Source organism: Lentzea sp. NPDC092896 (assembly GCF_044754905.1).
In the GTDB taxonomy this organism is placed as follows: Bacteria; Actinomycetota; Actinomycetes; order Mycobacteriales; family Pseudonocardiaceae; genus Lentzea.
In genome coordinates, this window is the sequence record NZ_JBIVPX010000009.1 from 60098 (window position 1) to 86024 (window position 25927).

The window sequence follows — 25927 nt, forward strand, 5'->3', positions numbered from 1 at the left end:
GCGGTCATGCTTCTGTCTGCGTGCGGTGGCGATCCGCTGACCGGAGACGGCAAGACCGACCCGGCCCCGACGGACACCATCGTCGTGGGCTCCGCGAACTTCCCGGAGTCGCGACTGCTCTCGGAGATCTACGCGGAAGCGTTGTCCGCCAAGGGCGTCAAGGTCTCGAAGAAGCCGAACATCGGCAACCGGGAGCTGTACTTCAAGGGCGTGCAGGACGGCTCGATCGACCTGATCCCCGAGTACACCGGCGTGCTTCTCAAGCACGTCAACAAGGAAGCGCCCGAGGTCGGCTCGGACGAGGTCTACGCGGCGCTGAAGAAGGCGCTGCCGGCGGGCCTCATCGTGCTCGACAAGTCCTCCGCCGAGGACAAGGACGCCGTCGTAGTCACCAAGCAGATCGCTGCCCAGTACAGCCTGAAGTCGATCGACGACCTCGTGCCGTACTGCAAGGACCTGGTCTTCGGCGGCCCGCCGGAGTTCCAGAACCGCCCGGACGGCCTGCCGGGCCTCAAGGCCAAGTACGCATGTGAGTTCAAGGAGTTCAAGGCCCTCGACGTCGGCGGCCCGCTGACCGTCGCCGGCCTGAAGGACAACACGGTGCAGGCGGCCGACCTGTTCACGACGGACGCGGCCATCAAGGCCAACGAGTTCGTGGTGCTGGAAGACCCGAAGAACGTCTTCGCCGCGCAGAACGTGCTGCCGCTCATCAACGAGAAGAAGGCGTCGCAGCAGGTTCGCGACACCCTCAACGCCATCGCGAAGAAGCTCGACACGAAGACGCTGCTGGAGCTGAACCAGAAGCTGTCGTCGCCGGACAAGCCGGAGCCGGAGAAGGTCGCCAAGGAGTGGCTCGCCTCGGCGGGCATCTGACCTGGACGAACTGAGCGGGGCGGGCACCTTCGGGTGTCCGCCCCGCTGTCGTTGCTAGAGGTTCAGGTCGGCGACGCGGGCGCTCAGGTCGACGGTGGTGCTCTGATCGGTGAAGCCGAGCGAGTGGTTGACGCGCAGCATGTGTTCGTTGGTGCTGCTGGTGGTGGTCGTGATGCGTTCGACGCCGGGCAGGTCGCGGAGCATGATCGCCTTGATCAACCTGCCCAGCCCTTTCCCTCGGTGTGCGGGCAGCACGACCGTGTGCCGCTGGTCGCCGAGGGCCGGCCTGCTGGGTTGCCGGTGCAGCACGGTCACTCCGGCGGGTTCGTCTCCGTGCAGCACCAGCACGACCCACATGTCGGTCCCGCCGGCCGCGAACGCCGCTTCCTCCTGGCGGAGGCTCTCCGGTGTGTAGTGCGGCTGCACCAGGGTGCTGTCGCCGAACGGCGCGTCCTTGAACGCGTTGAGCGCGTCGGCGTAGGCGCCGACGAACTCCTCCGGCGTCCTGCCCTCCCAGCGGACCACCCGGTAGCCGGCGGGGATCTCGCCCGGATCAGGCAGCGGATCGGTGAGCACCAGTTGCTGTCTGGTCATCGCGTTGACAGCGCGGAAGCCGCGGGCGAGCGCCCACCGTTCCCCTTCCGAGTGCTGCGGGATCCACCCGGCCTCCAGAACGTCCGCGGCCGCTTCCCGCGCGCCTGCCTGGAACAACGCCGTGCCGATGCCCTGGTTGCGCCACCGGGGATCCACCACGACCAGCCCGGCGGCGTGGCCCGCGTTGTGGACCTCCGGTACGAATCCCTCCAGGACCCCGACGGTCTGCCCGTCCTGCCGTGCGACCAGATAGCGTGCCTGGCCCCAGTGCACGTCCGGGATGCGCTTCTTCTTCAGCCAGGTGGCGAAGTCCAGCGGTTCGTCCTCCGGCGTCGTGACTCGCCTCCAGGCAGCCAGGATGTCGTAGGCGGCGCGCAGGTCGTCGTCCGGCGCCTGTGTCAGGTCGAGTGTTTCGACAGTTACCCCCATGCGACCGATCTAAGCAAGATCGTGCTGCTTCGCCCAGGCCGCGATCGCCGCTGCGATCTCCTTCGGCCGGTCCTCCTGCGCGTGATGCCCGGCTTCCCCGCACGCGACGACCTCCAGCGCGGCGATGTTCTCCTGACACCAGGCCGTCAGCGCCGGCCCGATGGCCAGCGTCGGAGAATTCTCGAAGGTCAGCAACAGCTTCGGCACCGGTGACGCACCCAGCCACTCGCCGTAGGCCTCCATGCGGGGGATCAGGGCGGCAGGCTCGCCGTCGACCGGAAGCTGCCGCACCCACGCCAGCAGCGGGCGGCGGCTCTCCCGGTCGGGGTAGGGCGCCAGGTACGCCGCCATGTCCTCGTCCGGGACCGGGTTCAGCACCCCGCCGGTGAACGCTTGGCGCACGAGGGTGTCCTGGTCCAGCACCAGTTCCTCGCCCAGACCAGGGGTGCGCAGCCTGCGCGTGCGTTCGCGGGCGGCAGGTTGCAGTTCGTCGCTGCGCAACGGCTTCAGCATCGGCTCGAAGAAGGCGATGCCCGCGACGCGCGAAGGGTGCCGGGCCGCCCAGTCGAACGCGAGCGTGCCGCCCCAGTCGTGGCCGACCAGGACCACGCGGTCCAGGCCGAGCTCGTCGAACCACGCGTCCAGGTAGCGCGCGTGGTCGGCGAACGAGTAGTCGATGGGCGGCTTGCCGGATCTGCCCATGCCGATCAGGTCCGGCGCGAGTCCTCCCAGTTCGGGCAGGACGTTCCGCCAGATGTGCGACGAGGCGGGATTGCCGTGCAGGAACACGAACGGCGCGGAACCGGACTCCAGGTGGTGGATGGTCGAGTCGAGGACGGGGACGACGGGCATCGGAAGGCTCCTAGTCGAGTGGGACGTCGAGCAGTGCCGTCAGTTCGCGGGAGAGCGCCTCGGTGCGGTCGCCGGAGCGTCCGCCCAGGGGCTCCAGGAGCCGGTCCAGCAGTGACCGGACGACCTCGATGGCGGGCTCGACCGTCGAGTGGCCGTGTGGGGTCAGGGCGAGCCGGACGGTCCGGGTGTCGACGGTGTCGCGGGTGCGGGCGATGAAGCCCGAGGTCTCCAGGGCGCGCGCCAGCTTCGAGACGTACAGCGGTTCGAGACCGGTGTGGTCGGCCAGTTCGCGTTGCGACGGCCGGTCGAGCGCGACCAACGACGACAGCACCACGTACTGGGCGTGCGTCAGCCCGAGGGGGTGCAACGCGCGGTCAACGGCCGTCCGCCACTTCATCGCCAAACGCCACACGAGGTGCCCAGGCGTCGGTCCCGCACTGCTCATGACAGATACGGTACATGGCTACTATGTACATGGCTACTAACCCGAAGCCACGTGCCCGCCGATCCGGACCGTCAGTTCCTCGGCCGCCTTGCGGACCTCTTTGGCCAGGTCGGGCCAGGTGGAGCCGCACGGCGTGTCGCACAGGTGCCGGAACGTCAGCGTGATGGCCGCGATCGGCCGCTCGCCGTGGTCGAACACCGGCGCGGCCACCGAGGCGAACCCGGCGGTCACGAACCCGTCCTCGACCGACCAGCCCTGACGGCGTTCGAGCGTCAGCAACCGGCGCAGCGCCGGCAGGTTGTGCGGGCCCCTGCCGGTCCGGTCGACGAACGCGGCTACGGACGGCAGCAGCGCCCTGACCTGCGCGGGAGGCAGGTGGGCCAGCATTGCGCGGCCGGAGGCGGTCAGGTGGGCGGGCAGCCGGACGCCGACGTCGGACACGATCGACTGCGGCTGCCTGGGCTGCTCGCGCACGAGGTAGAGGGCCTCGGCGCCGTGCAGGACGCCCAGATGCGCGACCTTCTCCATCCGGTCGGCGAGCTTGCGCAGCAACGGGCGGGCCAGGCGTTCCAGCGGGTCGTGCCGCAGGTACGCGGAGCCGAGTTCGAACGCCGCGACGCCCAGGCCGTAGCGCTTCTCCTCGGGGAAGTGCGTCGCGAAACCGGCCTCGGTCAGCTCCGACAGCAGGTGATAGGTCGTTGACCTGGGCAGATTCAGCTCGCGCGCCACCGACGCCGCGGAGACGGGCCCCGGTCTGCCCGCCAGCAGCCGGAGGACCGCCAACCCTCGCCGCAGCGCGGGAACGTCACTGCTGCTGCCCACAAAAGTGATTTTCCCACGTGATGCAGCCCACGCCGTTACTACATCAGGGCACACTCAACAGAACACGCCCGGGGAGCGTTGGAGGGGCGTGACGGTTTTGAAGGGGGTCGGGATTGACACCGAGTTTCGATGACTTCGTGGCAGAACAGGTGACCCCGTTGCTGCGCTATGCCACCGTGCTCACGTGCGACCCGCACCTGGCCCAGGACGTGGTCCAGGAAGTCCTGCTGCGTGCGCAGCAGAAATGGGATCGCATCGGTTCAGTCGACCTCCCCAACGCCTACGTCAAGCGCATGGTGACCAACGAGTACCTCTCGTGGCGCAGGCGCAGGGCCGCCAAGGACGTCGCTCTCTGCATGACGACGCTGGAGTCCGTCACCCCGCCCGTCGCGGACAAGACGCACCACTACGACGAGCGGGAAGCAATGTTGCAGCGGATCGCGAAGCTGCCCCGCAAACAGCGGGCCGCCGTCGTGCTCCGCTACTACGAGAACTACGAGGACTCGGAGATCGCACAGATGCTCGGTTGTGCCGAGGGAACCGTGCGCAGCCACATCTCGCGTGCGCTGGCCACACTCCGCCTGGACCACACGCCGGAGCCCGCTGGTGTCGGGTTGCGGCTCGGGGAGGGCCTGTCGTGAACGACACCGAACAGCTGATCAAGGATGCGCTCGGCCAGCTCGCCGAACGCACCCCGCATCCGGGGCCGACGCTGAACGCCCTGCGGCGCAAGCGGAAGAGGCAGCGGAACAACGTCTTCCTGATCGCCACGGCCGGCATGGCCGCGGTCGTCGTCCTGATCTTCGCGGGTGTCATCGCCAGCGACAGGTACACGCCGCCGAACCCGAACGACGCCGCCGCCGCGCTCGTGCAGGACAACGGCAAGGGCGTCGTGTTCAAGTACGCACCGCACTGGTTGCCGTCCGGGTTCGTCGAGAGCCTTCGCGCCACGAACGCGGCGCCCACCAGGGTGTGGGGTCCCGCGGGCGCTACGCCCTACAGCAATCCGAGCCTCGTGATCAGAGCGCTCAGCGGGATGCCGGACACCCACGGGTGGGAGTCGGCCAAAGTCCGCGGCCTGGAGGCGTGGGTGCAGGTCAGGGGCGACGCCGCAACCGTCGCCTGGAAGGCGCAGGACGTCCTGGAGGTGACCATGAGCGGGGTGAGCGACGCACGTGAGGTCGCTCTGCGCGTGGCCGAGTCGGTGCGAGCCGACGCCAAGATCACCCACGAGCCGCCGTTCAAGCTCGAAGGCAGGTACGCCGAGGTCGTGCGCGGCACCGCGCCGGACAAGTGGCACTCGTCGCTGGGCAGGAACTCGATCTCCGTGCAGGTGGCGACGGACAGGCCGGAGCTGCCCGCGCCGAACGAGGCGGTGACCGTGCGCGGCAAGCAGGGCGTGCGCAACGGCAACACCGTGGCGGTCCAGGACGGCGGCCTGTGGATCTCGGCGACCTCCAGCGCCTGGTCCGACGAGCTGATCGAGCTGGTGAACAAGGTCGAGATCGTCGGCCGGCCGGACACGGGCTGGATCGGCAAGGGCCTCTAGGGGCCTGTCTGGAGTCCCAGACACCATCGGGCGCTCCGGGGTCGCTGACTCGGCTCCGGAGCGCTGTGATGTCTCCATGCGACAACCGGTGGAGCTGGGTCCGAAGCCTCTGACCCTCGAGGACGTTCATGCCGTCGCCCGCGACGGCGCCCCGGTGGAGATCACCGCGGCGGCCCGTGAGGCGGTCACCGCCGCCCGTGGCCACATCGAACAGCTCGCCACGGCCGAACGCCCCACCTACGGCGTCTCGACCGGGTTCGGCGCGCTCGCCGTCCGGCACATCCCGCCGGACCGCCGTGCCCAGCTGCAGCGGTCGCTGATCCGCTCGCACGCCGCCGGTTCCGGTCCCGAGGTCGAGCGGGAGGTCGTGCGGGCGTTAATGCTGCTGCGCCTGCGCACGCTCTCGACCGGCCACACCGGCGTCCGGCTGTCCACTGTGGACGCCATGGCTGGGATGCTGAACGCCGGCATCACCCCGATCGTGCAGGAGTACGGCTCGCTGGGCTGTTCCGGCGACCTCGCGCCTCTCTCCGCCAACGCGCTCGCCCTGATGGGCGAGGGCATGGTCCGCAACTCCCGCGACGAGCTCGTGCCCGCCGCCGAGGCACTCGCCGAAGCGGGCATCGAACCGGTGCAGCTGGCCGAGAAGGAAGGCCTCGCGCTGATCAACGGCACCGACGGCATGCTCGGCATGCTGTCGCTGGCGATCGCCGACTTCACCAGGCTGCTGGACATCGCGGACCTCACCGCCGCGATGAGCGTCGAGGCCCTGCTGGGCACCGACCGCGTCTTCGAGCCCGAACTGCACGCGCTGCGCCCGCACCCCGGCCAGAACGTCAGCGCCGCGCGGATGCTCGCGTTCCTGAAGAACTCCGAGATCGTCGCCTCGCACCGCGGCCCGGACTGCACCCGCGTGCAGGACGCGTACTCGCTGCGCTGCTCGCCGCAGGTGCACGGTGCCGCCCGCGACACGGTCGCCTACGCGGCCACGGTGGCGGACCGCGAGCTGTCGTCGGTGATCGACAACCCCGTCGTGCTGGCGGACGGCCGCGTCGAGTCCAACGGCAACTTCCACGGCGCCCCGGTCGCCTACGTGCTGGACTTCCTGGCCATCCCGCTCGCGGACGTCGCCTCGATCGCCGAGCGCCGCACCGACCGGATGCTCGACGTCTCGCGGTCGCACGGCCTGCCGCCGTTCCTCGCCGACGACCCCGGCGTCGACTCCGGTCACATGATCGCCCAGTACACGCAGGCGGCGATCGTGTCCGAGCTCAAGCGCCTGGCCGTGCCGGCGTCGGTCGACTCGATCCCGTCCTCCGCGATGCAGGAGGACCACGTGTCGATGGGCTGGTCCGCCGCTCGCAAGCTGCGCAAGGCCGTCGACGGTCTCACGACCGTGCTGGCCATCGAACTGCTCACCGCCGCACGGGCTCTCGACCTGCGCGCGCCCCTCAAGCCCGCCCCCGCGACGGCCGCCGCCGTGGCGAAGTTGCGCGAGACCGTCCTGGGTCCTGGTCCCGACCGCCACCTCGCCCCCGAGATCGCCGCCGCCGAGGCCCTGATTCGAAGTGGAGCCCTGTAATGGTTGTTCGCGCTGACCGCGGCACCGAGCTGACCGCGAAGAACTGGTCCACCGAGGCCGCGCTGCGGATGTTCCACAACAACCTCGACCCGGACGTCGCCGAACGTCCCGAGGACCTCGTCGTCTACGGCGGCACCGGCAAGGCCGCGCGCGACTGGCCGTCGTTCGACGCCATCACCCGCGAGCTCAAGAACCTGGAAGCCGACGAGACCCTGCTCGTGCAGTCGGGCCGTCCGGTCGGTGTCATGCGCACGAACGAGTGGGCGCCGCGCGTGCTCATCGCGAACTCGAACCTCGTGCCGGACTGGGCGAACTGGCCGGAGTTCCGCCGCCTGGAGGCCGAGGGCCTCACGATGTACGGGCAGATGACCGCCGGTTCGTGGATCTACATCGGCACCCAGGGCATCCTGCAGGGCACGTTCGAGACGTTCGCCGCCGTCGCCACCAAGCGCTTCAACGGCACGCTGCGTGGAACGCTCACGGTCACAGCGGGCCTCGGCGGCATGGGCGGCGCGCAGCCGCTCGCCGTGACGATGAACGAGGGCGTCGCGCTCTGCATCGAGGTCGACCCGCACCGCGCCCAGCGCCGCCTGGAGACCCGCTACCTCGACGAGGTGGCCGCGGACCTGGACTCGGCGATCGAGCGCGTGCTGGCCGCGAAGGCCGCCGGTGAGGCCGTTTCCGTTGGTGTCGTGGGCAATGCGGCGGAGATCCTGCCCGAGCTGCTGCGCCGCGAGGTCGCGATCGACATCGTCACGGACCAGACGTCGGCGCACGACCCGTTGGCGTACCTGCCTGTCGGTGTCTCGCTGGAGGAGTGGCAGGACTACGCCGCCGCGAAGCCGGAGGAGTTCACCGAGCGCGCCCGCAAGTCCATGGCCGCGCACGTCGAGGCCATGGTCGGGTTCATGGACCGCGGCGCCGAGGTGTTCGACTACGGCAACTCGATCCGCGGTGAGGCCCAGCTCGGCGGCTACGAGCGCGCGTTCGCGTTCCCCGGCTTCGTGCCCGCCTACATCCGCCCGTTGTTCTGCGAGGGCAAGGGCCCGTTCCGCTGGGCGGCGCTGTCCGGCGACCCGGCCGACATCGCCAAGACCGACGCCGCGATCCTGGAGCTGTTCCCGGAGAACGAGCAGCTGCACCGGTGGATCAAGATGGCGGGGGAGCGCGTCGAGTTCCAGGGCCTGCCCGCCCGCATCTGCTGGCTCGGCTACGGCGAACGGCACCTCGCGGGCCTCAAGTTCAACGAGATGGTGGCGTCCGGCGAGCTGTCCGCGCCGATCGTCATCGGCCGCGACCACCTCGACTGCGGCTCGGTGGCCTCCCCGTACCGCGAGACCGAGGCGATGGCTGACGGTTCCGACGCGATCGCGGACTGGCCGCTGCTCAACGCCCTGGTCAACACGGCCTCCGGCGCCACCTGGGTGTCGATCCACCACGGCGGCGGCGTCGGCATCGGCCGCTCGATCCACGCCGGTCAGGTGACGGTCGCGGACGGCACCGAGCTCGCGGCGCGGAAGATCGAGCGCGTGCTGACCAACGACCCCGGCATGGGCGTCATCCGGCACGTGGACGCCGGGTACGACGAGGCGAAGACGGTGGCAGCGGACAAAGGCGTCCGCATTCCGATGGAGGGCTGATGCTCGACCAGATCGCGGACGTCGGCAAGGACCTGAAGCGCGGTGGCTACTCGCGCCACGGTTACAACAAGCCTGAACTCGAGCTGCGGCACTGGTTCGTCGAGCAGGCGGTCCGGCGCGGTCTCAACGTGGAGACCGACCAGAACGGCAACCTCTGGGCGTGGTGGGGCGAGCGCGGCGACAACGCGCTCATCACCGGCAGCCATCTGGACTCGGTGCCCGGTGGCGGGGCGTTCGACGGCCCGCTGGGGGTGACGTCGGCTCTGGAGGCCGTGGATCTCCTGCAGGCCAAGGGGTTCACGCCCGCGCGGCCGTTCGCGATCACGGTCTTCGCCGAGGAGGAGGGCGGCCGGTTCGGCGTCGCGTGCCTCGGTTCGCGGTTGCTGACCGGTGCCATCTCGCCGGAGAAGGCGTTGGCGCTCAAGGATCCCGACGGCATCACGCTGGCCGAGGCCATGAAGGCCGCGGGGTACGACCCCGAACTGGCCGGCCGCGATGAACGGGCGCTCAAGCGCATCGGCCAGTTCGTCGAGCTGCACGTCGAACAGGGCCGTGGCCTCACGGTTCCGGTCGGCGTGGCGAGCAGCATCCTCGCGCACGGCCGGTGGCGCTTCACGTTCTCCGGCGAGGGCAACCACGCCGGCGCGACGTTGATCGAAGATCGCCGCGACCCGATGCTTCCGGCGTCCCAACTCGTCCTCGCCGCCAGGAAGGCGGCCAGGGGTGGCGGGCGTGCCACCGTGGGAAGGCTCGTCCCCAACCCCGGTGGCACCAACGTCATCGCGTCCACCGTGGACGTCTGGCTGGACGCGCGGGACAGCGACGACGCGCGCACTCGTGCGATGGTCGCGGAGATCTCCGAGGCGGCGCACCAGGCCGCCAAGGAGGAAGGCTGCGAGTTGAGGATCACCGAGGAGTCGTACGGCGACACGGTGTACTTCGACTCCGCGTTGCGGGACGACATCGCGGGCGCGCTCGGTGGCGTTCCGGCGCTGCCGACCGGTGCCGGCCACGACGCGGGCATCCTCGCCGGGCACGTGCCGACCGCGATGTTGTTCGTGCGCAACCCGACCGGCGTGAGCCACGCGCCGGAGGAGTTCGCCGAGCAGGCCGACGTCGACGAGGGCGTCAAGGCGCTGGCCGCGACCATCGAACACCTCGGCTCATGAACTTCTGGTGCGAGCGAGCCTGGTTGCCCACCGGGCTCGCCGACCGCGTGCTGGTCAGGGTCGAGAACGGCGTGATCGCGAGCGTGTCCGCAGTGGACACCATTCCGCTGGGCGTTCGCCGCCTGCACGGTGTCGTCGTGCCGGGCTTCGCGAACGCCCATTCGCACGCGTTCCACCGGGCTCTCCGCGGCCGCACGCACGACGGCGGCGGCACGTTCTGGACGTGGCGCGAGGGCATGTACGCGCTGGCCTCCAAGCTGACCCCGCAGTCGTACTACCGCCTGGCTCGCGCGGTCTACGGCGAGATGGTGCTCGCGGGTGTGTCGGCGGTGGGCGAGTTCCACTACGTCCACGACAGGTCGAACGAGTTCGGGTACGCGTTGCGGGAAGCGGCTTCCGACGCCGGGATCCGGCTGACGTTGCTCGACACCTGTTACCTCGCGGGTGGCATCGACCAGCCCGTCAACGAGGTGCAGCAACGCTTCTCCGACGGCACCGCCGAGGCGTGGGCGTCCAGGGTCGGCGAGCTGAAGCCCGACGGCGTGATGCGCGTCGGAGCGGCGATCCACTCGGTCCGTGCGGTCCCGCGAGCCGAGCTTTCCGTGGTGGCGCAGGCCTTTCCGGACGCGCCGCTGCACGTTCACCTCTCCGAGCAGCCCGCCGAGAACGAGGCCTGCCTCGCGGCTTACGGCCTCACGCCGACCGGACTCCTGCACGAGGCCGGCGCGTTGTCGCCACGAACGACTGCCGTGCACGCCACGCACCTGACGGCCGAGGACATCGCGCTGCTGGGCAACTCCGGCACCGGCGCGTGCTTCTGCCCGACGACCGAGGCGGACCTGGCCGACGGCATCGGCCCTGCCCGCGAACTGGCCGACGCGGGCAGCCCGTTGTCGCTGGGCAGCGACCAGCACGCGGTGATCGACCCGCTGCTGGAAACCAGGGCCCTGGAGCACAACGAACGCCTCCGCACCGGTCAGCGAGGCCGCTTCTCGCCGGCCGAACTGCTCGACACCGCCACCCGCCACTCCGCGCTCGGCTGGGACGGTGGACGCATCGAGGTCGGCGCGCCCTGCGACCTCGTGGCGATCAGCTGCTCGACGCCGCGCACCGCGGGTTCGTTGCCGCAGCAGGTTCTCCTGTCCGCGACGGCGTCCGATGTGGACACCGTGGTGGTCGGCGGCCGCGTGGTCGCCGCGGGCGGAGTGCACGAGACTCTGGGAGACGTCGGCAGGCTGCTGACGGACGCGATCGAGGAGCTGTGGGCATGAGCGTGCTGATCACCGGCATCGGTGAGCTGACCACGAACACCGAGGTCAGCGGCGACGCGCTGGTCGTCGACGGCGCGGAGATCGCCTGGGTCGGAAACGCGGGCGACGCCCCGGCGGCCGACGAAAGGGTCGACGTCGAGGGTCGCGCGGTGCTGCCGGGCTGGGTCGACAGCCACACCCACCTGGTCTTCGCGGGCGACCGCACCGCCGAGTTCGGCGCGCGCATGGCCGGCAAGCCGTACACCGCGGGCGGCATCGCCGTGACCGTCAACGCGACCCGTGCCGCGACCGACGAGGAACTGGCCGCGGTGGTGCGCAAGCACATCGCCGAAGCCTTGCGTCAGGGCACGACGTTCGTCGAGACCAAGACCGGCTACGGCCTCAACGTGGCCGACGAGGTGCGGTCGGCGCGCATCGCGGCTGAGCACGCCGACGAGGTCACGTTCCTCGGCGCCCACCTGGTGCCGCCCGGCGAGGACGCGGACGAGTACGTCGAGCTGGTCCGCGGCGAGATGCTCGACGCCGTCGCACCCCTCGTGCGCTGGGCGGACGTGTTCTGCGAGAAGGGCGCCTTCGACTACGACCAGTCGAAGGCGGTGCTCGTCGCGGCCCAGGAGAAGGGCCTGGGCCTGCGGGTTCACGGCAACCAGCTCGGTGAGGGCCCCGGCGTGCGGCTGGCCGTGGAACTCGGCGCCGCCTCGGTAGACCACTGCACGTATTTGTCGGCTGCCGACGTCGACGCGCTGGCGTCGTCGGACACCGTCGCCACGCTGCTCCCGGCGTGCGACCTGTCGACCCGCCAGTCGCTGCCGCCCGCCCGCGCCCTGCTGGACGCCGGTGCCACGGTCGCGCTCGCCAGCAACTGCAACCCCGGCTCGTCGTACACGTCGTCGATGGCGTTCTGCGTGACGACAGCGGTCCTGCAGATGCGGATGAGCGTCGAGGAAGCGGTCTGGGCGGCGACGGCGGGAGGCGCGCAGGCGTTGCGCCGGGACGACGTCGGGGTCATCAGGCCTGGTGCGCGGGCTGATCTCCACGTGCTGGACGCGCCCTCGATCACGCATCTGGCGTACCGCCCGGGCGTCCCGTTGACGCACTCCGTGTGGCGTCGGGGCGTACGAGCCATTTGAGACCGGCGTCTCATTACCCTCCGTGTGGGCCTATTGGCGGAAGGTGCGGGGCCGTACGGTGTCCCCGTGGTGGATTTCGCGGAGGCCCTGACGAAAGCCGTCGACAACAGCGGCCTCAGTCTCGAACGCATCCAGCACCACCTCGCCGCGCGCGGCATGCAGGTGAGCATCTCGACCCTGAGCTACTGGCGCCGCGGCCGCAGCCGGCCGGAACGTCCCGAGTCGCTGAAGGTCGTCGCCGCGCTGGAGGAACTCCTCGACCTCGGCGAGGGCTTCCTGACCGACCGGCTGGGCGACAAGCGGCCGCGCGGGCGCTGGGTGGACCAGTCACTGTCCCTTGAGGACATGTGGGACTCGCGGGCCACCGACCTCGGTGAGGTCATGTCGCGGATCGACCGGCTGCAGCCGACGGCGACGACCTACCTGAGCGTGCAGGACCGTCAGGTGATCGGGCCGGACCGCCGTGAGGTCTCGAACCACTGCACCGGCGTGGTCCAGGCGCTGGAGGACGGCGTCGACAGGTTCCTCGCGATCCAGCTGGCCGATGCCACGGACCTCGGTGTCCCGTCGATCGAGGCGGGGCCGCCGTGCCGGCTCGGGAGGGTGCGCAGCGAGGACTCCACCGGGTTCCTCGTCGCGGAGATCCTCTTCGACCGGATGCTCAGGGCGGGCGAGACGGCTCTCGTCGACTACACGGTCCGGATGAGACCCGGTGCGGACAGCGAGGTCTGCGACCGGCGGTTCCTGCGTCCGGTGAACGAGTACACGCTGCAGATCGACTTCCACCCGGACGCGGTGCCGGCGCGCTGCTTCCAGTTCGCCAGGCCTTCGCTGCACGAGCCGGAGACCGCTCTGAACGACCTGTGGATCGGGACGACGGCATCGACGCACATCCACGTGCGGAACTCGAAGCCCGGAATCTATGGAGTGCGGTGGGAGTGGGAGTAGCCGCTACTCCCACTCCCACCGCAAGCGCCCCCCAGTTGAGATGATGCTTCGGCCGAGCCGCATTCGGCCGTGGGCATCGAGGGCGCCCAGGATGGCCGTCGCCGCCGCAGGGAGGCGACGACGGCAGGTACCTAGACCTTCAGCAACAGGTTCGGGGAACCCGTCTTGATGTCGGTCAGCTTGTTCGGCGTTGCCGCTCCGACCAGGGCGGTGCGCACCTGGGCGGGCGTCGCGGACGGGTTCGCGCTCAGGTAGAGCGCAGCCGCTCCGGCGACGTGCGGGGAGGCCATCGACGTGCCGCCCATCGAACGCGTGCCGGTGTCGTTGTTGTGGGATGCACTCACGATGTCGCTGCCCGGTGCCCAGATGTCGAGGCACTTGCCGTAGTTCGACGAGCCGGCGCTCCAGATCGAACGCTTGTCCGCGCGGTCCGACGCTCCGACCGTGATCGCCTCCGGCGTGCGGGCCGGGGTGAAGCTGCACGCGTCCTGGCCGCTGTTGCCGCCCGCCAGCACGTAGGTGAAGCCCGCGCTGATCGAGCGCTTGACGGCGTTCTCCAGCGAGGCGTTCGTGCCGCTGCCACCGAGGCTCATGTTGACGACGGCGGGCTTCTTGCCGTTGGCCGTCACCCAGTCGATGCCGCGGATGATGCCGTCCCACGCACCGCTGCCGTTGCAGTCGAGCACGCGGACGCCGACGAGCTTGGCCTTCTTCGCGACGCCGTAGGTCTTGCCCGCGACCGTTCCGGCGACGTGCGTGCCGTGGCCCTGGCAGTCCTGTGCGACGGCGTCGTTGTCGATGAAGTCGTAACCGTCGGAAGCGCGGCCCTCGAATTCGGAATGCGTTTTCCTGATTCCGGTGTCAAGAACGTACGCCGTCACGTTCGACGCGGTGTTCGGGTACGTGTAGGACTGGTTGAGCGGCAGATTCGCCTGGTCGATCCTGTCCAGACCCCAGACCGGGTTCGACTGCGTGGCCTGGATCGTGGCGAACGTGTTGCGCTCGACGAATTGCACGTCCGGGTCGGCCGCGAGCCTGCGTGCCTGTCGTTCGGACATTCCGGTGACCGAGAACCCGTTCAGCGCGGCGCTGTAGGTGTGCTTGACATTGCCCTGGTAGCGGGACGCCAACGCGCTGGCAGGGGTGCGCGCGCCGTCCTTCAGCACCACGATGTAGCTGCCCTCGACCGCCTGTGCGCCCGCACCGGGGAGCACTGCTTCTTCGGCGATCGCGGTAGGCGTCCACATCGCCGTGGAAGCGATGCCCAATGCCGCCGCGAAGGCGATGTGACGCCGAAGTGCCATGGGGTTCCTCCTGGCAGGGAATGAACTGGGGAACACCAAGAAACTAACGCGAGTTGTGCTTCGGATAACAGGTTCGAAACTTCAGTTCTCAATACTGTCAAAACTGTGGCGATACCGTTTTCAAGCACTCGCCGTGCTTGGGCGGGCCGGATTTGATCACTGGCCGTAGTATTCGGTGGTGGCGGAATTCGGTGACGCTCTGACGCGGGCCGTGGAGGCGAGCGGCCTCAGTCTGGAGCGGATCCAGCGCCACCTGGAGTCACGCGGCGTCCAGGTGAGCCTGTCGACGCTCTCGTACTGGCGCCGAGGCCGCAGCCGTCCAGAACGCCCGGAGTCGTTGCACGCCGTCGCCGTGCTCGAAGAGGTCCTGCGGCTGGAGCCCGGCACGCTGACCGGGCAACTCGGCGACCGGCGCCCGCGCGGCAGGTGGACCGAGCGCGTCGCCGCACTGGAGGGGATCTGGCAGGAGGCCGCCCTCGACCTGGGCCGCGCCATCACCCGCGTCGACCACCTCACCGCCGCGCCGGCGAAGTACCTCGTCGTGCGGGACCTGACGGTGATCGGTGCGGACCGCCGTGAGGTCGAGATGCGGTCCAGCGCGGTGATCGAGGCGTTCGAGGACGGCGTCGACCGGATCCTCGTCTCGAAGACCGCCGACGACACCGACCACTCACCGGGCGAGATCATCGCTTCGAAGTCGTGCCGCATCGGCCGCGTGCGCCGCGACGAGGTGAACAAGCTGGTCGTCGCCGAGGTCATCCTCGACCGCGTGCTGCGGTCGGGCGACACCGCCCTGGTGGACCTGCGGATGACCGCGGACCCCGGTGCGGACAGCGTCTCGGCGGATCGCACGTTCGTCCGCGCACTGCGCGAGTACGTGCTGGAGGTCGAGTTCCACCCGGACGCGGTTCCCGTGCGGTGCAACAGCTTCTACCGAACTGAGCCGGGCGCGCCGGACGTGGACACCGGCGAACTCTGGATCGGCACCACCGCCTCCGCCCACATCGTGGTGCACGAGGCCCAGGCCGGTTACGTCTACGGCATCAAGTGGGAATGGGAGTAGCTGGAGCAACTCCACGTGGCACACGGGCTGTTCGCGAGGCAGGGTAAGAGCCATGGAGTACACGAACCTCGGTCGCAGCGGCCTGTCCGTCTCCCGCCTGTGCCTCGGCACGATGAACTTCGGTCCCGAGACCTCCGAGGCCGACAGCCACGCGATCATGGATCGCGCCCACGAGCACGGCCTGAACTTCTTCGACACGGCCAACGTCTACGGCTGGAAGAAGGGCGAGGGCGTCACCGAGAACATCATCGGCAACTGGTTCGCGAAGGGCGGCACCCGCCGCGAGCGGACCGTCATCGCCACCAAGCTCTACGGCAGCATGGGCGACTGGCCGAACGAGACCAAGCTGTCGGCGCTGAACATCCGCCGCGCCGCGGACGCGTCCCTGAAGCGCCTGCAGACCGACTACATCGACCTCTACCAAATGCACCACGTCGACCGCGAAACGCCGTGGGACGAGATCTGGGAAGCCTTCTCCGTGCTGCGCCAGCAGGGCAAGGTCATCTACTTCGGCTCGTCGAACTTCGCCGGCTGGCACATCGCCCAGGCGCAGGAGGCCGCGCGCACCCGCGGGTTCCTCGGCCTGGTGTCCGAGCAGTCGATCTACAACCTGATGACGCGCTGGGTCGAGCTGGAGGTCCTGCCGGCCGCTCGGCACTACGGCCTCGGCGTGATCCCGTGGTCGCCGCTGCACGGCGGACTTCTGGGCGGTGTGTTGCGCAAGCAGCGCGAGGGTGGGGCTTCCCGGTCCTCGTCCGGGCGTTCCGCGGACGCGCTGGAGAAGTACCGCGACACGATCGACGCCTACGAGAAGCTCTGCGCGGAGATCGGGGAGGACCCGGCCAACGTCGGTCTTGCCTGGCTGCTGCACCAGGACGGCGTGACCGCGCCGATCATCGGGCCGCGCACCGCCGAGCAGCTCGACAACTCGTTGCGTGCCGCGGAGTTGAAGCTGGACGCGGAGGTGTTGGGGAAGCTCGACGAGCTGTTCCCGGCGCCGGCGCCGAACGGGTCGAAGCCGGCCCCGGAGGCCTACGCCTGGTAGGTCGCTCGGATCAGCCGAGGCCGTCGGGCAGCCGCTCAGTCCTCGAAGTCGTCGTCATCGCGCGCCAGGAACGTGGCGAAGCGCTCGATGGGCGTCTCGAAGTCCGGGTTGGCGTCGACGAACTCGCGGAGCTTGTCGGCGAGCCAGGCGAAGGTGACCTCCTCCTCGCCGCGCCGCTTCTCCAGCTCTTCGATGCCGCGATCGGTGTGGTACATGGCAGAACTCCTGTGAGGGCTTAGAAAACGAGCCGCCGGACCCCAAGGGAATCCGGCGGCTCGTTCGTTCAGGACTGGCTTACTCGAACGCGCGGGTGATGATCTCGCGCTGCTCGACCTCGTGCACCTTGCTCGAGCCGGCCGACGGGGCGGCCATCGGGCGGCGCGACACCCGGCGGATGACGCCGAGGTGCTCCGGCAGCAGTTCCGGCAGGGCCAGGCCGTAGAACGGCCAGGCGCCCTGGTTCGCCGGCTCCTCCTGGACCCAGCGGACGTCCTTCGCGTTCGGGTAGCGCTCCAGGGTCTCGGTCAGCTTGCGGGCCGGGACCGGGTAGAGCTGCTCGACGCGCACGATCGCCACGTCGCCGCCGCCGCGCTTCTCGCGCTCGGCGTGCAGCTCGTAGGAGATCTTGCCGCTGCACAGCAGGACCTTCGTGACCGCGTTCGGGTCCTTGATCGTCGGGTCGTCCATCACCGAGTGGAAGCGGTCGTTGATGAACTCGTCCGTGCCGGACACCGCGGCCTTGAGGCGCAGCATCGACTTCGGCGTGAACACGATCAGCGGCCGGTCGACGCCGTCGAGGGCGTGGCGACGCAGCAGGTGGAAGTAGTTCGCCGGGGTCGACGGCACCGCGACGGTCATGGAGCCCTCGGCGCACAGCTGCAGCCAGCGCTCGATGCGGCCCGACGTGTGGTCGGGGCCCTGGCCCTCGTGGCCGTGCGGCAGCAGGATCACGACGTCGGAACGCTGACCCCACTTCGCCTCACCGGACGAGATGAACTCGTCGATGATCGGCTGGGCGCCGTTGACGAAGTCGCCGAACTGCGCCTCCCACAGCACCAGCGCCTGCGGGTTCGCCACCGAGTAGCCGTACTCGAAGCCGACCGCCGCGAACTCCGACAGCACCGAGTCGTAGACCATGAACTTGCCCTGGTCGTCCGACAGGTGCTGCAGCGGCGTGTACTCGTCGCCGCTCTTGCGGTCGATCAGGGTCGCGTGGCGCTGCACGAACGTGCCGCGGCGCGAGTCCTGGCCGGCCAGGCGGATGTTGCGGCCCTCGATCGCGAGCGAGCCGAACGCGAGCAGCTCCGCGAACGCCCAGTCGATGCCGCCTTCGCGCGCCATCTTCGCGCGGCGCTCGAGCACCGGCTTGACGCGGGCGTGCGGCGTGAAGCCCTCCGGCAGGTTCACGTGCGAGTCGGCGATGTGCTCCAGCGTCTCGCGGGAGATGCCCGTGGGCAGCTTCGCCGGGATCTGCTGCTCGGCCTCCACGGACGGGCTGACCGTCACGGGGTGCTTCTCGAGCTCGCGGACCTCGTTGAAGACGTGCTCCAGCTGGCTGGAGAAGTCCTGCAGCGCCTTCTCGGCCTCTTCGACGGTGATGTCGCCGCGGCCGATCAGGGACTCGGTGTAGGTCTTGCGCACCGAGCGCTTCTGGTCGATCACGTCGTACATCGCCGGCTGCGTCATCGAGGGGTCGTCGCCCTCGTTGTGGCCGCGGCGGCGGTAGCAGACCATGTCGATCACGACGTCCTTGGCGAACGCCTGGCGGTACTCGACGGCCAGCTTCGCGACCCAGTAGCAGGCCTCGGGGTCGTCGCCGTTCACGTGGAAGACCGGCGAGCCGATCATCTTCGCGACGTCGGTCGAGTACTTCGAGGACCGCGAGTTCTCCGGCGCGGTGGTGAAGCCGACCTGGTTGTTCACGACGATGTGGACCGTGCCACCGGTGCGGTAACCGCGGACCAGCGCCAGGTTCAGCGTCTCGGCCACGACACCCTGACCGGCGAACGCCGCGTCACCGTGCATGGCGACCGGCAGCACCGGGAAGAAGTCGCCGCCCTTGTCGAGCAGGTCCTGCTTGGCGCGCACGATGCCCTCGAGCACCGGGTCGACCGCTTCGAGGTGCGACGGGTTCGCCGTCAGCGACACCTTGGTCTCGCCGTCGCCGAACATGCGGAAGTACTTGCCCTCGGCACCGAGGTGGTACTTCACGTCGCCGGAGCCGTGCGCCTGACCGGGGTCGAGGTTGCCCTCGAACTCGCGGAAGATCTGCGAGATCGGCTTGCCGACGATGTTCGCGAGCACGTTCAGGCGGCCGCGGTGCGGCATGCCGATGACGACCTCGTCGAGCTCGTGCTCGGCGGCCTTGTCGAGCACCGCGTCGAGCAGCGGGATGACGGTCTCGCCGCCCTCCAGCGAGAAGCGCTTCTGGCCGACGTACTTCGTCTGCAGGAACGTCTCGAACGCCTCGGCGGCGTTCAGCTTGCTGAGGATGTACTTCTGCACGGTGGCCGGCGGCTTCTCGTGCGGAACCTCGACGCGCTCCTGGATCCAGCGGCGCTCTTCGGGCTCCAGGATGTGCATGTACTCGACGCCGACGGTGCGGCAGTACGAGTTGCGCAGCACACCGAGGATGTCGCGGAGCTTCATCCGCTCCTTGCCGGCGAAGCCGCCGACCGGGAACTCGCGGTCGAGGTCCCACAGCGTCAGGCCGTGGCTGAGCACGTCCAGGTCCGCGTGGGAGCGCTGGCGGTAGTTCAGCGGGTCCGTGTCGGCCATCAGGTGGCCGCGCGTGCGGAACGCGTCGATCAGCTCGATGACGCGCGCGGTCTTGTCGACGGCGCCCTCGGGGATGTCGGCGACCCAGCGGATCGGCTCGTACGGCAGCCGCAGCGACGCGAAGATGTCGTCGTAGAAGCCGTCCTCGCCCAGCAGCAGCTGGTGCACGCGCTTGAGGAACTCGCCCGACTCCGCGCCCTGGATGATGCGGTGGTCGTACGTGGAGGTCAGCGTGATGATCTTGCTGACGCCCATGTCGGTGAGGGCCTGCTCGCTGGTGCCCTGGAAGTGCGCGGGGTACTCCATGGCGCCGACGCCGATGATCGCGCCCTGACCGGCCTGCAGCCGCGGCACCGAGTGGTTCGTGCCGATCGTGCCGGGGTTGGTCAGCGAGATCGTGGTGCCGGAGAAGTCGTCCGCGGTCAGCGAGCCGCCGCGGGCCTTGCGGATCAGGTCCTCGTAGGCCTGCCAGAACTGCGTGAACGTCATGTTCTCGCAGCCCTTGACCGACGCGACGACCAGCGTGCGGCTGCCGTCCTTGGCCGGCAGGTCGATCGCCAGGCCGAAGTTGACGTGCTCCGGCGTGACGACGAACGGCTTGCCGTCGACCTCGGCGTAGTGCCGGTTCATGTTCGGGAACGCCTGCAGCGCCCGGACCACCGCGTAGCCGATGACGTGCGTGAAGGAGACCTTCCCGCCGCGCGTCCGCTTCAGGTGGTTGTTGATGACGATGCGGTTGTCGGCCAGCAGCTTCGCGGGCACGGCACGCACGCTGGTCGCGGTCGGAACGGTGAGCGACAGCTCCATGTTCTTCGCGATCGCGGCGGAGGCACCGCGCAACTGCTTCTGCTCGGGCTGCGTGCTCGGCTTGACCGGCGCGGCCTTCGCGGCCTGCTGCGGCGCGGGCTTGCCGGTCGACGGCAACGTGGCCGCCGGCTTCGGCTGCGACTGCGCGGCAGGCTTGGGTGCGGCGGCGGGCGCGGGCTTGCCGTTGTCGGCCGCCGGCGGCGTCACGGTCGCGGTCGTGGTGGCCGTGGAGCCACCCGCGCTGGCCGTGGCGGCGCTGCCGTTACCGCCTGCGCGCTTGTAGTCGGCAAAGAAGTCGTGCCACGCCGGGTCTACCGATGACGGGTCCGCGAGGAACTGCTCGTACATCTCCTCGACGAGCCATTCGTTCGGCCCGAACTGTGACGCAGGACTGCTGCTGGACACGGCTGTCGCTCGCCTCTATCCATCTCGCTCTTGGTGTTGACTCATGCGGTAGTCAGGTTAGTCCCCCTGGCACGGGCCTTCACACGCTGGAGGCACATGGCAAGGAGTGCTCTGTCACAGGATCGATCAGGACGGCCCTGGCGTCACCCGCAGTTGAGCAGTTCTTGATGTGCGTCTCACTACGTCTCCTCTCTTTCGAGCAATGCTCACTGAGCTGTTGGACGGGCATACGCACCGAGTGCGGTGATCAGTTCACGATAGGTACAAGGTGCCCGCTCTGCGGATTGATCTTGCCCGCGGTCTGTTCAGGTCAGTGAACGCCTGATCGAGGCCGTGAACGCCGCGGTGAAGGCGGCTCTGGTCTCGTCTGATGTCCGGTCCAGGGACAGGTACGGGTTCAGGTCTTCCAGCTCGACCAGGAGCAGGTCACCGTCCTGGGTCCGGCAGGCGTCGACGCGCTGGACGCCGTGGCCGAGGTCGTTCCAGTCGATGAATCGCTGCGCGAATTCCAGGTCTTCCGGCGCAGGCGCGTACCGGGTGAGTTCCCAGCGCTGGGCCGGGTCCGGCGCGTGCAGTGCGTACTGGAAGTCGTGGTCCACGAAGTAGAACGAAACCTCGTACCGAAAATCGATCTTGGGCTGGATGAGCAGGCCGCCGGTTTTGCCGGGGACCTCGTCGCGGCCGACGAATTCCAGACCGTGCGAGTCGGCGCCGGCTTTGGGCTTCACGACATAAGTGGCGGCCTCGGGGAGACGGTCCAGCGCGTCCGGGTGGTCGATCGTGGGGATGACCGGGTAGCCCTGCTCGGTCAGGTCGACCAGGTACTGCTTGCCCGCCATGTCGGCCTTGCCGGTCAGCGGGTTGTAGACGCGCTTGCCGGTGGCTTGCGCCTGTTCCCGGAAGTGCTCGTAGGCGGTGAGGTAGTCGATCACCGGGCCGCTGTTGCGGACGACGACCGCGTCGAAGTTCGCCATCACGGCCGCGGCGTCCTCCGGGTGGCAGACGGCCACGTCGAAGTGCTGTCTGAGGTGCGAGGTCAGGTAGATGTCCTCGTCGCAGTAGCGGCGGCCTCTGGCCGGGTAGGCGAGGTTGGAGACGTAGAGGATCGAGGGGCGGGTGGGCATGGTTTGGGCTCCTTTGACCTCGCCGGCCTGGGGGTTGGGTTCTACGTCATGGGCCGGGGTGGGGACGAGGGTTCCTGGTGGGGGCTGGGGCGAGAGCGGGGGTTCGCGCTGGTGGAGCTGCCGAAGTTCGTGTGGGTGGACGCCATGAGCGGTCCCACCCGTGGGTGTTCCAGGCGCCCGCGTCCCACGTGCCTGCGGTCCCGGCGCCTGGGGTGTAGCGGCTCGCGGTGACCGTGGCCGGTGGTGACTGTTGCCTTGGCGGACAGGGTTGCCCGCCCTCGGCTTCGTCGTTCCCCGCCTCGGTGACCGCGCCCGCTCGCCCGGCGGGCGAGCCCGTGTTCAGGCGGCTTCCGGGGTTTCGCCGTGGCGCCAGAGGCGGGCATAGGTGCCGTTGGCCGATAAGAGGTCGGCGTGGGTGCCCTGTTCGATGATCTTGCCGTTCGCCAGGACGACGATTCGGTCGGCCTTGGCCGCCGTCGCCAAGCGGTGGGCCACCACGAAGGTGGTTCTGGCTCCTGCCAGGTGGTCGCTGGCCGCGAGCACCGCCGACTCCGTGGCGGGGTCGAGGGCGGCGGTCGCCTCGTCGAGGAGCAGCAGGTCCGGGTTGACGAGTTCGGCTCTGGCCAGTGCGACGAGCTGGCGTTGGCCCGCGGAGAGGTGGTTGCCGCGTTCGCCTACCGGTTGGTGGAAGCCGTTCTGGAGCGTGGCGACCATCGGGAGGGCGCCGACAGCTTCGGTGGCCTGCTGGATCTCCTGTTCGGTGGCAGTGGGGCGGCCGTAGGCGACGTTCTCGGCCAGGTCGCCGCCGAACAGGTGGGCTTCCTGCGGGACCACGCCCAGGCGTTGGCGGTACGCGGAGAGGTCGTAGGTGCGGACGTCCACGCCGTCCACCAGGACCGCGCCCGTCGTGGCGTCGTAGAAGCGGGCGATGAGTTTGACGAGGGTGGACTTGCCCGCGCCCGTCTCGCCCACCAGGGCCACGGTTTCGCCCGGCGTCACGTGGAGGGACACGTTGTCCAGCGCCGGGGTGTCGGCGCCCGCGTAGGTGAAGGAGACGTCGCGCAGCTCCACCTCGCCCCGCAGGCGCGGTGGGACCGGGATCGGGGCCGACGGCGGTTCGACCGTGCTCGGCGTGCGCAGGAGGTCGCCGATCCTGCGCAGGCCCACCCTGGCCTGCTGGTAGCCGTCGAAGACACCGGAGAGCTGCTGGATCGGGCTGAAGAACAGACCGAGGTAGAGCAGGAACGCCAGCAGGACGCCCGGAGTCAGCGTGCCCGTCGCCACGCGATGGGCTCCCACGGCCAGAACCACTGCCTGGGCCACGCCGGAAAGCATTGCCACGAAAGGGAAGTACGTGGCGATGTAGCGCTGGGCCCGCAGGCGGGTGCGGCGGTAGGCGTCGCTGCGTTCGGCAAAGGCCTCCGCCGAACGGCGTTCCCGCGTGTAGGCCTGGGAGACGCGCAGGCCCGAGACGTTCTCCTGGAGGTCGGCGTTGACCGCGCTGACTCGTTCGCGGGCTTCCGCGTACGCCGTGGACGAGAGGCGTTGGAAGAGCACCGTGGCGACGGCCAGGATCGGCAGCACCGACAGGGCGATCAGGGCCAGCGACGCGTCGGTCAACACCAGCGCCGCAGTGATGCCGACGACGGTGATCAGGCTGATCACGGCGGTGACCAGGCCGGTCTGCAGGAACGTCGAGAGGGCGTCGACGTCCGTCGTCATCCTCGTCATGATGCGGCCGGCCATCTCGCGCTCGTAGTAGTCGAGGCCGAGGCGTTGCAGGTGGGCGTAGCTGCGGACGCGCAGCAGGTAGAGCAGGCGTTCGCCCAGGCGGGCGGCGAAGATCGTGCTGCTCGCCGTGGTCAGCCAGCCGACCAGGACCAGGCCGACGCCCAGGACGACGGCCTGCCACAACGACGACTCGGCGCCGCCCACGACACCGCCGTCGATGCCCAGGCGCACCAGCGACGGCATGCCCATGCCGACCAGCGCGTCCAGCACCACCAGGGCGCCCACGCCGCCCAGGGCCCAGCGGACCGGGCGCAGCAGGCGGGCGAGGCGGAAGGCGGGATCGGGGGCCCGCGGGTCTTCTCCGTGCAGCACCGGGATCTCGGTGGCGGGTGGGAGCTTCCGGACCTGGGCCAGCAGTTCCGGGGTGGGCGGGCCGCCGGCCAGCGCGGACATCCCGCCGCCGGCACCGCCCCCGCCGCCGCCACGGCGGCTGGAGGAGGCGGGAGACGAGGTCCTGGCCTCGGCGATCAGGCGTTCGTCGAGGTCTTCCTGCGACAGCGCCGGCCACAGCTCACCGGCCCGGACCGGCGCGGCGGACTCGATCGCATCACCGGGGCCCGCCAGCAGGTCGCGGTAGAGGGCACAGCGCGCGAGCAGTTCGGCGTGCGTGCCGATGTCGATCACGCGGCCCGCGTCGAGGACCGCGATCCGGTCGGCCAGCGACAGGGTGGAACGCCGGTGCGCCACCAGCAACGTCGTGCGGTGCGCCGTCACCGAGGCCAGCGTCGCGTGGATCGCCGCCTCGGTCGCGTTGTCCACGGCGGACGTCGCGTCGTCCAGCACGAGGATGCGCGGGTCGGAGAGCAGCGCACGGGCCAGAGCCACGCGTTGGCGCTGGCCGCCGGACAACGTGAGGCCGCGCTCGCCGACGACCGTGTCGTAGCCGAGCGGCAGGGCCTGGATGAAGTCGTGGGCCTCCGCGGCCTTCGCGGCGCGTTCGACCTCGGCACGAGAAGCGTCCGGGCGGCCGTACGCGATGTTCGAGAACACCGTGTCGGAGAAGAGGAAAGCCTCCTCGAACACCACGCCGACGGTGCCGCGCAACGACTCCAGCTTCAACGTCCGCACGTCCGCGCCGCCGACCCGCACGGCACCCGCGTGCACGTCGTAGAAACGGGGCAGCAGCAAGGAGACCGTCGACTTGCCGGAACCCGACGTGCCGACCAGCGCCAGCGTCTCGCCCGGCTCCACGGAGATCGAGAAGTCCTGCAACACCGGCTCGCTGCGGGCGTACCCGAACGTCACGCCGGAGAACGAGATCCCGAGCGGCCCGTCCGGAACCTCGCCGGGGCCGTCCGTCACGTCCGGCTGCGAGTCGATCAGCTCGTAGACCCGCTCCACCCCGGCGCGGGCGAGCTGCGCGGACACCATCAGGCTCGACAGCAGCCGCGTCGGCCCGACGAGATTCGCCACGTACGTCGTGAAGGCCAGGAACGTGCCCAGCGTGACCTGGCCGTGCAACGCGAGCCAGCCGCCCAGACCCAGCACCGCGACCTGGCCGAGCAACGGCAGCGCGGTCACGGTCGCGAGCGGCTTCGACGACAGCCGGGCGGCCCGCATCCGTTCCGCGAACAGGGATTTGGCGTGCTTCTCCAGCCGGGCGACCTCGCGCGCCTCCTGGCCGAAGCCCTTCACCACGCGGACACCGGTGACGGTCTCCTCGACGTGCTGCGCCAGATCCGCGGCCCGCTGCTGCGCCGACCAGGTGGCGGGGAACAGCGTCAGCCGGGTGCGTCCCGCGAGCCACGCCACCAGCGGCAGCACGATCACCGCGATGATCGTCAAAGGCACGGACAGGTAGATCATCGCCGCCAGCGCGGCCACCGCGAACACCACCGTGCCCACGGCCAGCGGCGCCATCATCAGCAGCGACTGCACCAGCTGCAGGTCGGTGATCGAGCGCGACACGATCTGCCCGGTCCGCAGCTCGTCCTGCTTCGCGCCGTCGAGCCGCTGCACCGCCGAGAACACGCCGAGCCTCAGGTCGTGCTGCACGCCCAGCGCCAGCCGCCCGCCCAGATAGCGCCGCAGGAACGCCGACCCGAACGTGAGCACCTCGAGGACGATCAGCGCCACCATGAGCGGCCACAGCCGATCGGTGCGGCCCACCGTCGAGTCGTCGATCGCGGTCTTGAGCAGCAACGGCCCCGCCGCCTGCAGACCCACGCCGACGACCGCGGCGACCACCGACAGCACCACCAGGCGGGGGTGCTGCCAGCACGCTGCGGTCAGTCGGCGGATCCAGCCCTTTGTCACGGGACCCACAGTACGTTCGGGGTCCGACATAAAAGTGTGACGTCAGAAAC

20 protein-coding genes are annotated in these 25927 nt (G+C 69.6%); 11 read left to right on the plus strand and 9 right to left on the minus strand.

Going from position 1 to position 25927, the window contains the following annotated elements; genetic code table 11:
- Nucleotides 1-6: 6 nt before the first annotated feature.
- Nucleotides 7-873 carry an ABC transporter substrate-binding protein gene (locus ACIQF0_RS35225; protein ID WP_360047259.1) on the plus strand — a complete coding sequence of 289 codons (867 nt, stop codon included), beginning with the start codon at nt 7-9 and terminating at the stop codon, nt 871-873.
- Between the two features lie 54 nt (nt 874-927).
- On the opposite strand, the gene ACIQF0_RS35230 is transcribed toward ACIQF0_RS35225, so the two are convergent.
- From ACIQF0_RS35230 to ACIQF0_RS35245, 4 genes are read right to left on the minus strand one after another with little or no spacing between them, the layout of a single operon-like run.
- Complete coding sequence (locus ACIQF0_RS35230; protein WP_401036938.1) at nt 928-1896, minus strand: GNAT family N-acetyltransferase; 969 nt, start codon at nt 1894-1896, stop codon at nt 928-930.
- Nucleotides 1897-1905: 9 nt separating this feature from the next.
- Nucleotides 1906-2748: a haloalkane dehalogenase gene (locus ACIQF0_RS35235; RefSeq protein ID WP_401036941.1), complete on the minus strand. Its 843-nt coding sequence runs from the start codon at nt 2746-2748 to the stop codon at nt 1906-1908.
- A 10-nt stretch (nt 2749-2758) separates the two neighbouring features.
- Complete coding sequence (locus ACIQF0_RS35240; protein WP_401036943.1) at nt 2759-3193, minus strand: MarR family winged helix-turn-helix transcriptional regulator; 435 nt, start codon at nt 3191-3193, stop codon at nt 2759-2761.
- A gap of 36 nt (nt 3194-3229) precedes the next feature.
- Nucleotides 3230-4015, minus strand: coding sequence for an IclR family transcriptional regulator (locus tag ACIQF0_RS35245; protein WP_401036946.1), 786 nt, complete (start codon nt 4013-4015; stop codon nt 3230-3232).
- Nucleotides 4016-4128: 113 nt separating this feature from the next.
- On the opposite strand from ACIQF0_RS35245, the gene ACIQF0_RS35250 reads away from it, so the two are divergent.
- From ACIQF0_RS35250 to ACIQF0_RS35285, 8 genes are all read left to right on the plus strand, one after another.
- Nucleotides 4129-4656, plus strand: coding sequence for a SigE family RNA polymerase sigma factor (locus tag ACIQF0_RS35250; RefSeq protein WP_093592114.1), 528 nt, complete (start codon nt 4129-4131; stop codon nt 4654-4656).
- On the plus strand, nt 4653-5564 hold the full coding sequence (locus ACIQF0_RS35255; RefSeq protein ID WP_401036949.1) for a hypothetical protein: 912 nt from the start codon (nt 4653-4655) through the stop codon (nt 5562-5564). Before ACIQF0_RS35250 ends, ACIQF0_RS35255 begins: the two co-directional genes overlap by 4 nt.
- A 76-nt stretch (nt 5565-5640) precedes the next feature.
- Nucleotides 5641-7146: a histidine ammonia-lyase gene (gene hutH / locus ACIQF0_RS35260; protein WP_401036952.1), complete on the plus strand. Its 1506-nt coding sequence runs from the start codon at nt 5641-5643 to the stop codon at nt 7144-7146.
- Nucleotides 7146-8786 (plus strand): urocanate hydratase, encoded by a 1641-nt coding sequence (gene hutU, locus ACIQF0_RS35265; RefSeq protein WP_401036954.1) that lies wholly within the window; start codon nt 7146-7148, stop codon nt 8784-8786. The genes hutH and hutU overlap by 1 nt, the downstream gene beginning before the upstream one ends.
- Nucleotides 8786-9955, plus strand: coding sequence for an allantoate amidohydrolase (locus ACIQF0_RS35270; protein WP_401036956.1), 1170 nt, complete (start codon nt 8786-8788; stop codon nt 9953-9955). Before hutU ends, ACIQF0_RS35270 begins: the two co-directional genes overlap by 1 nt.
- The gene (locus tag ACIQF0_RS35275) at nt 9952-11226 is read left to right on the plus strand and encodes a formimidoylglutamate deiminase (protein WP_401036959.1); all 1275 of its coding nucleotides are present in this window, start codon (nt 9952-9954) and stop codon (nt 11224-11226) included. The genes ACIQF0_RS35270 and ACIQF0_RS35275 overlap by 4 nt, the downstream gene beginning before the upstream one ends.
- A complete protein-coding gene (hutI, locus tag ACIQF0_RS35280) occupies nt 11223-12356 on the plus strand; it encodes an imidazolonepropionase (RefSeq protein ID WP_360047269.1) in 1134 nt (377 codons plus the stop codon). The genes ACIQF0_RS35275 and hutI overlap by 4 nt, the downstream gene beginning before the upstream one ends.
- A gap of 66 nt (nt 12357-12422) precedes the next feature.
- Nucleotides 12423-13304 (plus strand): hypothetical protein, encoded by an 882-nt coding sequence (locus tag ACIQF0_RS35285; protein ID WP_360047270.1) that lies wholly within the window; start codon nt 12423-12425, stop codon nt 13302-13304.
- A 131-nt stretch (nt 13305-13435) separates the two neighbouring features.
- Here the strand turns inward: ACIQF0_RS35285 and ACIQF0_RS35290 are convergent, their stop codons facing one another.
- The gene (locus tag ACIQF0_RS35290) at nt 13436-14608 is read right to left on the minus strand and encodes a S8 family peptidase (RefSeq protein ID WP_401036961.1); all 1173 of its coding nucleotides are present in this window, start codon (nt 14606-14608) and stop codon (nt 13436-13438) included.
- Between the two features lie 178 nt (nt 14609-14786).
- On the opposite strand from ACIQF0_RS35290, the gene ACIQF0_RS35295 reads away from it, so the two are divergent.
- Complete coding sequence (locus tag ACIQF0_RS35295) at nt 14787-15671, plus strand: hypothetical protein (protein ID WP_401036963.1); 885 nt, start codon at nt 14787-14789, stop codon at nt 15669-15671.
- Nucleotides 15672-15723: 52 nt separating this feature from the next.
- A complete protein-coding gene (locus ACIQF0_RS35300) occupies nt 15724-16716 on the plus strand; it encodes an aldo/keto reductase (protein WP_360047273.1) in 993 nt (330 codons plus the stop codon).
- A gap of 35 nt (nt 16717-16751) precedes the next feature.
- Here ACIQF0_RS35300 and ACIQF0_RS35305 read toward each other — a convergent pair whose 3' ends face one another.
- The 4 genes from ACIQF0_RS35305 to ACIQF0_RS35320 form a co-directional block, all read right to left on the minus strand.
- A complete protein-coding gene (locus tag ACIQF0_RS35305) occupies nt 16752-16931 on the minus strand; it encodes a DUF6104 family protein (RefSeq protein WP_030471325.1) in 180 nt (59 codons plus the stop codon).
- Nucleotides 16932-17010: 79 nt separating this feature from the next.
- The gene (locus tag ACIQF0_RS35310) at nt 17011-20706 is read right to left on the minus strand and encodes a multifunctional oxoglutarate decarboxylase/oxoglutarate dehydrogenase thiamine pyrophosphate-binding subunit/dihydrolipoyllysine-residue succinyltransferase subunit (protein WP_360047275.1); all 3696 of its coding nucleotides are present in this window, start codon (nt 20704-20706) and stop codon (nt 17011-17013) included.
- 305 nt (nt 20707-21011) lie between these two features.
- Nucleotides 21012-21830, minus strand: a complete 819-nt coding sequence (locus ACIQF0_RS35315; protein ID WP_401036968.1) for a hypothetical protein — start codon at nt 21828-21830, stop codon at nt 21012-21014.
- Nucleotides 21831-22169: 339 nt separating this feature from the next.
- Entirely contained in the window at nt 22170-25907 is a 3738-nt protein-coding gene (locus ACIQF0_RS35320) for an ABC transporter ATP-binding protein (protein ID WP_401036970.1), read from the minus strand.
- Nucleotides 25908-25927 lie beyond the last annotated feature (20 nt).

Coding starts and splice junctions, on each gene's coding strand:
- ACIQF0_RS35290 (WP_401036961.1), bottom strand. CDS start 14,608: ATGGCACTTCGGCGTCACATCGCCTTCGCGGCGGCATTGGGCATCGCT.
- ACIQF0_RS35230 (WP_401036938.1), bottom strand. CDS start 1,896: ATGGGGGTAACTGTCGAAACACTCGACCTGACACAGGCGCCGGACGAC.
- hutH (WP_401036952.1), top strand. CDS start 5,641: ATGCGACAACCGGTGGAGCTGGGTCCGAAGCCTCTGACCCTCGAGGAC.
- ACIQF0_RS35235 (WP_401036941.1), bottom strand. CDS start 2,748: ATGCCCGTCGTCCCCGTCCTCGACTCGACCATCCACCACCTGGAGTCC.
- ACIQF0_RS35300 (WP_360047273.1), top strand. CDS start 15,724: ATGGAGTACACGAACCTCGGTCGCAGCGGCCTGTCCGTCTCCCGCCTG.
- ACIQF0_RS35270 (WP_401036956.1), top strand. CDS start 8,786: ATGCTCGACCAGATCGCGGACGTCGGCAAGGACCTGAAGCGCGGTGGC.
- ACIQF0_RS35275 (WP_401036959.1), top strand. CDS start 9,952: ATGAACTTCTGGTGCGAGCGAGCCTGGTTGCCCACCGGGCTCGCCGAC.
- ACIQF0_RS35320 (WP_401036970.1), bottom strand. CDS start 25,907: ATGTCGGACCCCGAACGTACTGTGGGTCCCGTGACAAAGGGCTGGATC.
- hutU (WP_401036954.1), top strand. CDS start 7,146: ATGGTTGTTCGCGCTGACCGCGGCACCGAGCTGACCGCGAAGAACTGG.
- ACIQF0_RS35315 (WP_401036968.1), bottom strand. CDS start 21,830: ATGCCCACCCGCCCCTCGATCCTCTACGTCTCCAACCTCGCCTACCCG.
- ACIQF0_RS35225 (WP_360047259.1), top strand. CDS start 7: ATGCTTCTGTCTGCGTGCGGTGGCGATCCGCTGACCGGAGACGGCAAG.
- ACIQF0_RS35305 (WP_030471325.1), bottom strand. CDS start 16,931: ATGTACCACACCGATCGCGGCATCGAAGAGCTGGAGAAGCGGCGCGGC.
- ACIQF0_RS35240 (WP_401036943.1), bottom strand. CDS start 3,193: ATGAGCAGTGCGGGACCGACGCCTGGGCACCTCGTGTGGCGTTTGGCG.
- hutI (WP_360047269.1), top strand. CDS start 11,223: ATGAGCGTGCTGATCACCGGCATCGGTGAGCTGACCACGAACACCGAG.